This is a genomic window from Meiothermus sp., assembly GCF_037443965.1.
Lineage (GTDB): Bacteria > Deinococcota > Deinococci > Deinococcales > Thermaceae > Meiothermus.
Genome location: NZ_JBBINI010000003.1, coordinates 73,706 through 85,987, shown reverse-complemented (window position 1 = coordinate 85,987; position 12,282 = coordinate 73,706). Strand labels below are relative to the sequence as shown.

Here is a 12,282-nt window from a genome sequence, read left to right as displayed (position 1 = left end):
TACGCCTTGGGAACCCTTGGAGGTACCTGTGGTTGATGAGTTCAAGCCGCTTGCCAGCCTCAAAGGCCGCGACTTTCTTTCCAACCTCGACCTGTCGCCCGCCGAGTACCGCGCGGTACTGGACACCGCCCACGCCATGAAGCGAGGGGCCTACAAGGGGCTGCGGCCCCTCGAGGGCCAGACCCTGGCTATGATCTTCGAGAAGCCCTCCCTGCGCACCCGCACCACCTTCGAAGTGGCCATGAACCAGCTCGGCGGGCACGCGGTGAACCTCACCAACGCCGAGATTGGCCTGGGCACCCGTGAGCCGGTGCGGGACATTGCCCTGAACCTCGAGCGCTGGGTGGAGGGCATTATAGCCCGGGTCTACCTGCACTCCACCGTCGAAGAGCTGGCCCAATACGCCTCCAAACCTGTTATCAACGGCCTCTCCGACCTGCTGCACCCGGTGCAACTGCTGGCCGACTACCAGACCATCGAGGAGACCTTCCCCGATACCAAAGGCATCAAGGTGGCCTATATCGGCGATGGCAACAACATGGCCAACGCCCACATCCAGTGCGCGGTGCTCTCCGGGGCCAAGCTGACCATCGCCACCCCACGCGGCTACGAGCCCAACGCGGTCATCTACATGGAAGCCCTCAAGCTAGGGGCCGATATCACCCTGACCCACGACCCCCGCGCCGCTGCCGAAGGGGCCCAGGTGCTCTACACCGATGTCTGGGTCTCGATGGGCCAGGAGGCCGAGGCCAGCCAGAAGCGCAAAATCAAAGACTTTGCCGGTTTTCAGGTAACCCCGGCCATGCTGGACTTAATTGACCCCGACGGCATCTTTTTGCACTGCCTGCCGGCCCACTACGGCGAGGAGGTGGTCGAGGAGGCCACCCTGCACAAAAAGTCCAGGGTCTTCGACCAGGCCGAGAACCGGCTGCACGCGCAAAAAGCCTTGCTCTACCATTTGCTAAGCTAACAGGATGGGACAGGGCGGGCGCGTACGCAAGCAGGTGGGCCAGCCACAGGCAACGTCACCCCTCCGGGCGTTTCCTCTAGAGCTGGGCCTAGAGCCAAGGCATGCGCACACGCAGGTTCGAAACTCTGCTGGCCGCCCTGGGCCAGGGCGGGGTTGGGTGGAGCCATGAGTAAACCTAAGGTGTTCATTGACGGCGAAGCGGGTACCACCGGCCTGCAAATCCGGGCCCGCTTGCAGCACAGAAGCGACCTCGAGCTCATTTCGATAGACCCGGCCAAGCGCAAGGACGAGCTCGAGCGCAAGCGCCTGCTGAACGCGGCGGATGTGGCCATCCTCTGCCTGCACGACGACCTGGCCAAAGGGGCGGTGGCGATGCTGGAAAACCCCGAGACCCGCATCCTGGACGCCAGCTCGGCCCACCGGGTGGCCGAGGGCTGGGTGTACGGCTTCCCGGAGCTCACCCCGGCGCAGCCCGAAGCGATTCGCCGGGCACGCCTGGTTTCCAACCCCGGCTGCTACCCCACCGGGGTGATCGCCCTCTTGCGGCCCCTGGTGGAGGCCGGGCTTTTGCCTGCGGACTTCGCGGCCTCGGTGAACGCCATCTCGGGTTACTCCGGCGGGGGGCGGCAGCTCATAGACGCCATGGAAGGCCGGGGAGAGCACCGCCTGGCCGGGGACTACCGGGCCTATGGCCTCGAGCTCACCCACAAGCACATCCCCGAGATGACCGTCTACTCGGGCCTGCAGCACCCTGCCATCTTCACCCCGGCGGTGGGGCGCTTCCGCCAGGGGATGCTGGACTTCATCCCGGTACACCTGTGGGCCCTGCCGCAAAAGGTTACCGCTGCCGAACTGCACGAAGCCCTCGCGGAGCGCTACCAGGGGCAGCGCTTCGTGCGGGTAATGCCCCTGGAGACCTACGGCCAACACCACCCGGTACTCGACCCCCAGGCCCTGAACGGCACCAACCTGCTCGAGCTCTTCGTCTACGAAAACCCTGCGCACGAGCAGGCCCTGCTCGTGGCGCGTTTCGACAACCTGGGCAAGGGGGCTTCGGGCGCGGCGGTGCAGAACCTCGACATTATGCTGGGCCTGGAAGGGCCCCATTCCTACGAGTACTTGGGCGACTAGCCCGGAACGTTGGCTTGTCTACAGGAGGCCTGGGGTTTGTGCGTTAGGCTGGGTTTATGCAGCCGGTGACCGTCTACCTCGACTACCTGTGCCCCTTTGCCTGGCGGGGCCTCGAGCTGGCCTACGTGGTGGCCCCCCAACTGGCGCTGGACCTGGAAATCAGGCACTACAGCCTGGAGCAGGGCAACCACCCCGAAAACGCAGGTCTGCCGCGCCATACCCCGGCCTGGAAGCTGGCCGAGCAGCCTCTGGAAAGCTCCAAATCGCTCCGGGCTTTTCTGGCCTCTCACGCCGCAAGGCAGCAGGGGAAGGCGGCCCACCTGCGCTTTGCCCTCGAGCTCTTTCGCCTGCGTCACCAGGACAGGCGCGTGCTGAACGATGACCAGACCCTGGTGGATGCGGTGGGGCGGGCGGGTCTGGACCTGGAGCGCTTTATGGCCGATCTGGAAGATGAAGAGGATCGCCGGATCGAATTAGGCAGGGATCTGGAAGATGCGGGCGAACTGGGGGTTTTTGGCACGCCCACCTTCGTGCTGCCCTCGGGCGATGCGGCCTATTTTCGCTTCACCCAGCTCACCACCGAGCCGGAGCTGGCCGTAAATCTGTGGGAGCTCTACACCGCGGTGTTGCACAACGGAGCCCATATCGAGACCATCAAGCGCCCCCGCCGCCCGTTCTGAGCAGGGTTTCGCCAGCATGCTGGAACCGGAACAGACCTCGGGAAAGGAAGCCATGAAAAATGAAGAAATCCGCACCCAACTGGCCAACCTGCTCACCGTGCGCCAGGCCCACGCCGACTTCGAAGATGCCGTGGCCGATTTCCCGGAGGCTTACCTCAACGTCCGGCCACCGGGCTGCCCTTACACCTTCTGGCACCTGGTCGAACACCTGCGCCTGGCCCAGCGGGACATCCTGGACTACATCGTTTCCGACCGGTACCGCTGGCCCCACTTTCCCGATGACTACTGGCCGGAGCCATCGGCCCAGACCGACCTTGCAGGCTGGCACCACAGCGTTCAACAATTCCTTGCCGACCGGCAAGCGCTGGTGCAGATCATCCAAAACCCCGAGGTAGACCTGCTGGCCCCTCTGCCCAACAGCGGTGAGCACAAACATCACCTCCTGCGCGAGATTAACATCATCGCCGCCCACAACGCCTACCACACGGGCGAACTAATCGTACTGCGGCGGGTGATGGGGATTTGGTTTGCGTAGGGGATGGCTATTTTCCGCGACACTTCCTATTCAAATCCACTGACCAGCCGCGCAATTGCAAAGGCTACCCCTGCTGCTAAGCCACCTACCAGGGCTGTCTGCCAGGCGCCTTTGAACATGCTGATGCCGGTAAAGCGAGCCTTGACAGCCCCAAAAACGGCCAGAGCCACGAGAGTTATCGCGACGCTCCACAAAAGCGCGTTTGTCATGGGAAGGCGAAGTGCATAAGGTATTAGCGGAATGGCCCCACCTACAACGTACGACCCGCCAATGGTAAGCGCGCTGACCAAAGCCCGTCTGGGGTCAGGCTTTTCCAGGCCCAGCTCTTCTTTCATCATGAAATCTACCCAGGCCTGGGGTTTGGCAACAACTGCTCTGGTAGCTTGCTCCAGCGATTCGCCCTCGAGGCCATACTTCCTAAACACCTCTCTTACTTCTTCGGTTTCGCGCTCGGGCAGCTCCTTTACTTCGCGCCATTCGCGCTCGAGCTCAGCCTTGTAGTGGTCAGACTCGCTCTTGGCTGCCAGAAAACCACCCAGACCCATCGCTATTGAACCTGCGGCAACCTCGGCGGTACCAGCAATCAAGACCACAAAGCTGTTATCTACTGCACCCGATAGGCCTGCTGCCAGTGCGAACGGCACCGTCAGTCCATCGGACATCCCAATCACCACATCCCGTATGGTCTCCGAGCCAGTGAAGTGTTGCTCAATATGGGTACGGGCGTACATGAAGCACCTCCTTCTTCAAAGGTAGCACCCCAGTAAAAAAATTAGTCCCCCTTAGGAAGTAGCCAAAACCACCCCTGAAACGCCAGGGGTGGTTAGCTGTTTAATCGCTTACTGTAGGCTCTGCCCGTTCAGGGTCACGCTGTACTGGCCACAGCCGCTAAACTCAATCCGCAGCGTAGACTTCTCGCCCGCCGGGTTGGTGTAGACGTATTCCATGGCCCCGCTGTCGAAGTTCATCAGGCGGCCCAGGGGGTTCTGGCAGGCCGCGCGGTTCCAGTGCAGGGTGGGGTCGGTGTACCAGATCAGGTTGCGGGTATTGTTGTTGCGCGTCCAGGTGGCACTGCCGGGGTTGGCCTTATCTACCGTGAAGGTGCCGGCATCCCAGGGATTGCTGTTGCCGTCGTTGTCGGGGGCATAGGTCTTGCTGACATCAAAGACCAGCGAGCCGGTGTAGGTGTTGTTGAAGACGGTCTTGGTGACGGCATGGGTGTAGTTCTTGGTGATCTTGAAGAGGGTGGCATCCTGCTTGTCGATCGAGTAGCTACCATTCAGGGTGCGCTCGACTGAGCGGTTGTCGCTACTGACGCGCGACCTAAAGTTGTCGAAGGTGACGCTGTAGCCGCTATAGGGTTGGTTGTCGTTGGTGTCTTGCAGGCTGATGGCGCCATTCAGGCTGTAGCTAGTACCGCCGGGGCCGGTGTAGCTGCAATCGTAGGTTGTCGTGGCGTTGGCGGGCACACCATCATCGTCGGCGTCTACCAGTGGCGAGGGGGTGGTGCTGAGGCTGCAGTTTCCACTGCCCATCGCGGGCAAGTACAACACGCCCACCGCCCGCAAAATCAGATTGATGCGGCGGGGTAGGCCCCAGGTCTGGGCGTTGGCGTCCAGGCTGTCTACGCTGCTTTGCGTGCTCAGCGCACCTGTGCTGGCATCTCCCAGCATGGCGCCGGTGAGTTGCAAATCGCCCTGGGCTGCTTCGGAGAGGGCCTGGGCATCGGCCTGGGTAAGGGTGTTGGGGGCTTGCGGCTGGGTTCCACAAGCGGCGAGCAGGCCCAAGAGGGTGAGACCGGCGAGGTTACGTAAGATCGTACGCATGGTTTTTCCTCCTGTTTTAGAGGATGCTTCTCGAAACTGAAGGGGACACAGGTGAATTCTTAACTCAAGCTGAAGGAAGTGTTCGGGCTGCCTTGAAATGTGGGATGGTGGGGTACTCGAGATTCTAAAGTACCCCTAAGCTATGCTTTCAAGGTGATCCCATGGCGACCCAACCTAAAAAGAAAAAGAAAAGCGCTGCAAAGTACAGTTCCCAGCCCAAGCCCTCGCCCATGCCCTGGGTTCTGGGTGGGGTAGCGGTGCTGGCAGTCTTGGTGGGAGGCTTTTTCTGGTGGCAAGGGCAGCAAGCGGCGGGTAGCTTCGAAGCCCTGATTGCCCAAGGCAAGGCGGGCTTGCCGGCTCGAGCAATCACCAACCCCGACGCCGGGCGGGGCCATAGCAACATCGGGGTGTCGCTTGTGTATGCCACCGACCCGCCCACCTCGGGGGTGCACTGGCCCAACTGGACGACCCCAGGCTTCTACGACCGGCCCGAGCCCAAGGAAAAGCTGGTACACGCCCTCGAGCACGGTAACATCGTCATCTACTACGACCAACCCCCGGCCGAGGCTTTGAGCCAGATTCGCGCCTGGCAGCGCCGCTTTACCGGGGCCTGGGATGGGCTGGTGGTGGTGCCCAAGCAGGGGCTGGGTCAGACCGTTGAGCTCACCGCCTGGAACAAGCTCCTGCGCTTGGAGACCTGGGACGCCGCGTTGGCTGCTGCGTTTGTGGATGCCTACCGGGGCCGGGGGCCAGAGAACCCGGTACGCTAAGCACAGCAGGTAAGTAAGCGCAATTGCCGTATCCAAGCCAACCCCCAGTCTTTCACTGTCGCTATGGAGGTACTTAGGAGCATGGGCGTACGACTGCAGGTTCTAGTGGCGACGATCTGGGCGGTGTTTAGTCTGGCGCTGGCCCAGGCGGATGCCCTGGCCCATCCCATGTCCATCAAGGCTTTGCGCCAGGGCAGTTATCCGGGCAGCGCCATCACCCTCGAGCAAACGCTGGCTCCCGGTGCCAACTACCGCCGCTATATTGCCTCGTACCGCTCCGAGGGGCTAAAAATTTATGGCCTGCTCACCGTCCCAAACGGTACACGTCCCCGGGCAGGCTGGCCAGCCATCGTGTTCGTGCATGGCTATATCCCGCCGGCCCAATACCGTACCACCGAGCGCTATGGGGCCTATGTGGATGGTTTTGCCAGAGCAGGCTACATCGTGTTCAAGATTGATTTGCGCGGGCATGGCAACTCCGAGGGTACCCCTGGCGGTGCATACTGGTCGCCGGATTACACCATAGATACCCTCAACGCCTTCAATTCGCTGCGCCAGTTTCCGCAGGCCAACCCCGAGCGGATTGGGATGTGGGGCCACTCGATGGGGGGCTACCTGGCCCTGCGGGCCATGGTGGTGGAGCCTCGCATCCGGGTGGGGGTGATCTGGGCGGGGGTGGTGGGCACCTACGAAGACCTGCTCTACCGCTGGCGGCGCAGCCCTCCGGCCCAAATTCCGCCGGGCGCCTTGCGGCGGCGTGAGCTGTTTCTGGCCCGCTACGGCTCGCCCGAAAGCAACCCCGGTTTCTGGGATTCCATTACGGCCCATAATTACCTCGAGCGGGTCGGGCCCATCCAGCTTCACCACGGCCTGGCCGATACCGTGGTTCCGGTAAGCTTTTCCCAGCGCCTGGCCCAGCGCCTGCGGGCAGCCGGACGGCCCTACGAGTTTTTTACCTATCCCGGTAACGACCACAACCTGAGCCAGAGCTTCAGCCTGGCCATGCGGCGCTCAATTGCCTATTTTGATCGCTATTTGAAGCGCTGATCGAGACCCCCAAAGTCCCATCACCATAGACTGCCCTTGAAAGTGACATATGTCCTTACCCCACCCCCCCTGGGGTGGGTATACTGGGGCAGTGGAGGAGATTATGACCCAACTCAAGATCGAAGGCATGAGCTGCAATAACTGTGTCCGGCACGTCACCGAAGCCCTTAAGGGTGTGCAGGGCGTCGAGAAAGTCGAAGTCTTGCTGCAAGAAGGCCGGGCCGAAGTGATCGGGACTGCACCGGTTGAAAAACTGATCGAGGCGGTGCAGGAAGAGGGTTATACCGCTCGGGTGGCCTAAAGATGACACACGAACACACCCTGCACCTCGACCCCAAAGTCCAGCAGGATGCCCGCAACCGCCTGCTCTCGGCCAAGGGACATCTCGAGTCCATCCTCAAGATGCTCGAGGGCGAGCCCTACTGCGTGGATGTGCTCAAGCAGATTAAGGCCGTGCAGGGAGCCCTCGACAAGGTGGGTGATATGGTGCTCAAGAGCCACCTCGAGCACCACGTGGCCAGCGCTGCCGCGCGGGGCGATGCCAAGCAGATGGTGGACGAACTGATGGAAGTGCTCAAGTACCGCTGAGGGCAAGAGCCAGCAGCAGACCGCCAGAAATAGGGCAGTCCTCCGCACTTTATGCTCAGCAAACGACTATGACCAAAGAACTGCAAATCGGTATCCAGGGCATGACCTGTGCGGCTTGCGTGAACCGTGTGGAGCGGGGTCTGAAGAAGGTGGAGGGGGTCGCGATGGCCCAAGTCAACCTTGCTACCGAGAATGCCCGTGTTACCTACGACCCGGAAAAAACCAGCCCTACTGCGCTCGTTGCCAAAATTGAAGAGGCGGGGTACAAGCCCCTGGTAGCTCAGGTGGAACTGGGCATTACCGGTATGACCTGTGCAGCCTGTGTGAACCGGGTCGAACGGGCTTTGAAGAAGACCGAAGGGGTGCTTTCAGCCAGTGTCAATCTGGCCACCGAGCGGGCCAGCGTCCAGTATCTGCCAGCTTCTACTGGCCTGCCTGAGCTCAAACGGGCCGTGCGCGAGGCGGGATATGGCCTGCTCGAGACCGTCCCTGGCAAAGACCGCACCGATGTGGAACGTGAAGCCCGGCAGCAGGAAATCGCTTCGCTGCGGCGGACTTTCAGGATCGCCTATTACTTTTCGGTGCCGCTCTTCTTGATTGCGATGCTTCCAATGTTGTGGATGCCGGCCCATATGTTCTTGCTCTCGCTGGCCCCCATGCAGGTGTGGAACTGGGTCATGCTGGCCCTGGCTACCCCGGTGCAATTTGGGCCGGGCCTGCGCTTCTACCGCCACGGCTGGGCGGCGTTGCGTTCGGGTTCGCCAGATATGAACAGCTTAGTCATGATGGGCACTTCGGCAGCCTACTTCTACAGCCTGGCGGTGGTGCTTGTTCCCCAGGTCTTCCCGTCCAAAGCCCAGCACGTCTACTTTGAGGCGGCGGCGGTGGTCATTACCCTGGTGTTGCTGGGAAAATACCTCGAGGCCATTGCCAAAGGTCGTACCAGCGAAGCTATGAAAAAACTGCTGGGCTTGCAAGCCAGAACGGCCAGGGTGATCAAGCAAGGTCAGACCGAGTTAGAAGTGCCAGTAGACGAGGTGTTGATTGGAGATTTGATCTCGGTACGTCCAGGGGAAAAAATTCCGGTGGACGGCGTGGTAGTCTGGGGACACAGCTATGTGGATGAAAGCATGATTACCGGTGAACCAATTCCGGTAGCCAAGAGCGAGGGTGCCAAAGTGGTGGGTGGGACGCTCAACCAAAACGGTGCTTTTGCTTTCAAGACCACGGCGGTAGGAGCCAATACCGTGCTGGCCCAGATCATCCGGTTGGTCGAGAATGCCCAGGCTTCCAAGCCTGCTATTCAGGGATTGGCAGACCGGGTGGTGGCGGTCTTCATGCCCATTGTGCTCACCATCGCGGCCCTCACGGCGGTGGTGTGGCTGGTTTTTGGGGGCGAGAATGCCCTTACCTATGCCTTGGTCAATACCGTTGCGGTGCTGATTATTGCCTGCCCTTGTGCAATGGGGCTAGCGACCCCCACCAGCATCATGGTGGGCACTGGCAAGGCTGCCGAGATGGGGGTGTTGTTTCGCAAAGGGGAAGCCCTACAAACCCTGCAAGAGGCCCGCATCATCGCACTGGACAAGACCGGAACCCTCACCAAAGGCCGCCCCGAACTCACCGATTTTGTTTTGCTCGAGCATCCTGCCTACCATCCCTATGAAGAGGAGACCCTGCGGCTCTTGGCCAGCCTGGAACAAAAGTCGGAGCATCCTGTAGCCCAGGCCATCGTGCGGGCTGCTCAGGCCAGAGGGCTGGAACTAATAGAGCCTCAGGGCTTTCAGGCCGTGCCAGGCTTGGGCGCGACCGGGCAAGTCGCCATCTACCGCGTGGATGTGGGCTCGGAGCGCTACATGACTCAACTGGGCCTTGATGTTGCACCGTTCGCGGCGCAGTCCAGGGGGTTGGCCGAGGAGGGTAAGACCCCACTCTATGCCGCCATCAATGGCAAGCTGGCTGTTGTTTTGGCTGTCGCCGACCCCATCAAGGAAGACACCCCGGTGGCTATTCAAGCCCTGCACCAGCTAGGCTTTAAGGTAGCCATGATTACCGGTGATAACCGTTATACCGCCCACTGGGTCGCCCGGCAACTGGGCATAGACGAGGTACTGGCGGAGGTATTGCCCGATGGCAAAGTGGAGGCGATCCAGCAACTCCAGCGCAAGGGCTCCAAAGTAGCCTTTGTGGGGGATGGTATCAACGATGCACCGGCCCTGGCCCAAGCCGATGTAGGGCTGGCAATTGGTACTGGAACCGACGTTGCGATCGAGACTGCGGATGTGATTCTGATCTCGGGCGATTTGCGCGGCGTACCCAATGCCATTGCACTGAGCCGCGCCACCCTGCGCAACATCCAACTCAATCTGTTCTGGGCTTTTGCCTACAACACACTCTTGATTCCGGTGGCGGCGGGGGTGTTGTATCCCTTTACAGGCTGGCTGCTCTCGCCGATCCTGGCCGGGGCAGCAATGGGCCTCTCTTCGATTTTTGTCCTCTCCAACGCGCTGCGGTTGCGCTCGTTTAGACCCCCCCTCGGCCCTAAATTGCAAGCGCGGACGGTGGGAAAGGCTCTCCTCGAGGCTTGAGCCATGAAACCATTTCGAGTCACGTCCCGATAAGGGATCGTTATTGGGTTGAGGTGGACAGTCTCTCATAGGGAGACTATCTATCCCAACTTGGTATCATACGCATTTCGGTAGTATCGTTCACTTCGGCAAGCCTAAACGATACTACCGAAATGCTTTTCTACTCCCTTCGGTCGGCTTGAATCTTTCACCTCTGACTGCGTCCAACGGTGAAGGATTCAAGCGGAAACGGTATCAGAGGTGCCAAAAACTCTTTCTGAAGCTGCTTTGTTGCATACTACTTTTTATGTTCGCATATTGTGTTATCACAATGTATATCAGCGGGAAAGAGTCCCGCTTTTTTATTGCTGCACTTCTAAACCCACTGCTTCATACAGCGCGTTGATTTCCTCGGGAGACAGTTCGCGCAAGGCGCCGGGCTCGAGGTCGTGGGGTAGCTCGAGCAGCCCGAAAGCCACCCGCCGCAGGTAAAGCACCTGGTTGCCCCTGGCGGCAAACATCCGCTTCACCTGGTGGTACCTGCCCTCGTGGATCACCAACTCGACCTTGCGGGGGTCGGCGCCCAGCCGCAGCTCGGCGGGCTGGAGCGCCTCGCCATCGAGCACGATGCTGCCGGTGGCAAATACAGCTACATCCTCGGGCGTGGCGGGGGCAGCCAGCTCGGCGTAGTAGCGCTTTGCCACCTTCCAGCGCGGGTGGGTCAGGCGGTGGAGCAGTTCGCCATCGGTGGTCAGGAGCAAGAGTCCCTCGGTATCTTTGTCCAGGCGGCCCACCGGCATCCAGTCATCCCGAGTCCATTCCTCGGGCAGCAGCGCTGTAATCGGGATTCCATCGCGGTCTTTGGTGGAGGTGATATAGCCGGCAGGTTTATGCAGCAGCAGGTGAAAATGTGCACGGTAATGCAGGGGTTCACCATCCACTTCGATGCGCGACTGCAAGGGGTCAAACTTGAAGGCCGAGTCGGTAATAACCTCGCCATCCACGGTAATCAGGCCCGCTCGAGCCAGCCGATGGATTTCCTTACGGGTGCCCACCCCCAGGTGCCCCAGCACTTTGTCCAAACGTTCCTTGGCCATGTTAAATAAAAAACCCCCGCTTTTCGGGGCTGATGATAAAAAAATACACCTATATGCGTTATGCGTCAAGGTTATGCGAAGCAGGGGCACGGGCAGAAGGGAAAACATCCAGATAGCCCCGGCAACCGAAAACCCCCTCGAGCTACTCCTATCATCTTTTGTGATATAAGAAAGCTCGGATGATTCGTGGACGCTTTGCCCTGGTGGTAGCCCTACCCAAGGGCCGCAACTTCGCCGATGGCTACAGGGCGCTGGCCGAGGCTGGCCTCGAGCTGCCAACCATACAAAACGAGCGGGCCTTGCTGCACGGCCAAGAGGGGGGCATCGCCATCCTGGAGCTGCGCAACCACGATGTGCCCATCTATGTAGACCTGGGCATTGCCGACGTGGGGGTGGTGGGCAACGATGTTTTGCTGGAGTCCGGGCGCGACGTCTACGAGCCGGTAGACCTGCGAACCGGCGCCTGCCGCCTCTCGCTGATACGCCACCCCAGCGCAGTCGGCCCCATTCGCCGGGTTGCCACCAAATACGCCAGCTTCACTGCCAAGGTGCTGCGCGAGCGTGGATTGGTGGCCGACATTATCGAACTGGCCGGCAATGTTGAGCTGGCCGCCATCACCGGCCTGGCCGATGCAGTGGTGGATGTGGTACAGACCGGGGCGACCCTGCGGGCCGCCGGTTTGGTAGAAACGGAGGTGCTGGCGCACTCCACGGCCCGCTTCATCGTGAACCGCCAGTCGCTCAAGCTCAAGCGCGAGATACTGCGCCCGCTCATCGAACGCCTGCGGGAAAACGCCCTGAGGCAAGAACCCCATTCCTGAAAGCAGTTCCGACAAATTCCCAGCACAACGGTTTTATACCGTTTCTGCTTGAATCCTTCACCGCCATGCGTAGTCAGAGGTGAAAGATTCAAGCCGACCGAAGGGAGTAGAAAAGCATTTCGGCCGTATCGTTTAAGCTTTCAAAAGTGAACGATACTGCCGAAATGCGTATTAGCGGTACTGGGTAAGCTACCCTGCGCAGGGTAACTGTGGGAAGCGCGTCGAATCAGGGCCAGGTTTCTTTTGGGAC

Annotated in this window: 13 protein-coding genes; 10 read left to right on the top strand and 3 right to left on the bottom strand. The window is 60.5% G+C overall.

The genetic code is table 11. The features are described 5' to 3' along the window. Positions 1-28 precede the first annotated feature (28 nt). The 4 genes from argF to WKI89_RS02755 all read left to right on the top strand — a co-directional run bounded on the left by argF (position 29) and on the right by WKI89_RS02755 (position 3,316). On the top strand, positions 29-970 hold the full coding sequence (argF, locus tag WKI89_RS02770; RefSeq protein ID WP_337867699.1) for an ornithine carbamoyltransferase: 942 nt from the start codon (positions 29-31) through the stop codon (positions 968-970). A 165-nt stretch (positions 971-1,135) separates the two neighbouring features. Then, positions 1,136-2,101 carry an N-acetyl-gamma-glutamyl-phosphate reductase gene (gene argC, locus WKI89_RS02765; protein WP_337867698.1) on the top strand — a complete coding sequence of 322 codons (966 nt, stop codon included), beginning with the start codon at positions 1,136-1,138 and terminating at the stop codon, positions 2,099-2,101. A gap of 56 nt (positions 2,102-2,157) precedes the next feature. Next, a complete protein-coding gene (locus WKI89_RS02760) occupies positions 2,158-2,781 on the top strand; it encodes a DsbA family protein (RefSeq protein WP_337867697.1) in 624 nt (207 codons plus the stop codon). A 52-nt stretch (positions 2,782-2,833) separates the two neighbouring features. Next, positions 2,834-3,316, top strand: coding sequence for a DinB family protein (locus WKI89_RS02755; RefSeq protein WP_337867696.1), 483 nt, complete (start codon positions 2,834-2,836; stop codon positions 3,314-3,316). Positions 3,317-3,342: 26 nt separating this feature from the next. Here the strand turns inward: WKI89_RS02755 and WKI89_RS02750 are convergent, their stop codons facing one another. Further along, complete coding sequence (locus WKI89_RS02750) at positions 3,343-4,047, bottom strand: VIT1/CCC1 transporter family protein (protein ID WP_337867695.1); 705 nt, start codon at positions 4,045-4,047, stop codon at positions 3,343-3,345. A gap of 108 nt (positions 4,048-4,155) precedes the next feature. Next, the gene (locus tag WKI89_RS02745; protein ID WP_337867694.1) at positions 4,156-5,142 is read right to left on the bottom strand and encodes a hypothetical protein; all 987 of its coding nucleotides are present in this window, start codon (positions 5,140-5,142) and stop codon (positions 4,156-4,158) included. 230 nt (positions 5,143-5,372) lie between these two features. On the opposite strand from WKI89_RS02745, the gene WKI89_RS02740 reads away from it, so the two are divergent. The 5 genes from WKI89_RS02740 (at position 5,373) to WKI89_RS02720 (ending at position 10,135) form a co-directional block, all read left to right on the top strand. Further along, entirely contained in the window at positions 5,373-5,912 is a 540-nt protein-coding gene (locus WKI89_RS02740; RefSeq protein ID WP_337867693.1) for a DUF3105 domain-containing protein, read from the top strand. Between the two features lie 81 nt (positions 5,913-5,993). Then, complete coding sequence (locus tag WKI89_RS02735; protein ID WP_337867692.1) at positions 5,994-6,959, top strand: alpha/beta fold hydrolase; 966 nt, start codon at positions 5,994-5,996, stop codon at positions 6,957-6,959. A gap of 103 nt (positions 6,960-7,062) precedes the next feature. Next, positions 7,063-7,260, top strand: a complete 198-nt coding sequence (locus WKI89_RS02730; RefSeq protein WP_337867691.1) for a cation transporter — start codon at positions 7,063-7,065, stop codon at positions 7,258-7,260. A 2-nt stretch (positions 7,261-7,262) separates the two neighbouring features. Then, the gene (locus tag WKI89_RS02725) at positions 7,263-7,547 is read left to right on the top strand and encodes a metal-sensitive transcriptional regulator (RefSeq protein WP_337867690.1); all 285 of its coding nucleotides are present in this window, start codon (positions 7,263-7,265) and stop codon (positions 7,545-7,547) included. A 68-nt stretch (positions 7,548-7,615) separates the two neighbouring features. Beyond that, entirely contained in the window at positions 7,616-10,135 is a 2,520-nt protein-coding gene (locus WKI89_RS02720) for a heavy metal translocating P-type ATPase (protein WP_337867689.1), read from the top strand. Between the two features lie 341 nt (positions 10,136-10,476). Here the strand turns inward: WKI89_RS02720 and WKI89_RS02715 are convergent, their stop codons facing one another. Beyond that, positions 10,477-11,211, bottom strand: coding sequence for a pseudouridine synthase (locus WKI89_RS02715; protein ID WP_337867688.1), 735 nt, complete (start codon positions 11,209-11,211; stop codon positions 10,477-10,479). Positions 11,212-11,390: 179 nt separating this feature from the next. On the opposite strand from WKI89_RS02715, the gene hisG reads away from it, so the two are divergent. Then, positions 11,391-12,032 carry an ATP phosphoribosyltransferase gene (gene hisG, locus WKI89_RS02710; protein ID WP_337867687.1) on the top strand — a complete coding sequence of 214 codons (642 nt, stop codon included), beginning with the start codon at positions 11,391-11,393 and terminating at the stop codon, positions 12,030-12,032. The last annotated feature ends 250 nt before the right edge of the window (positions 12,033-12,282 follow it).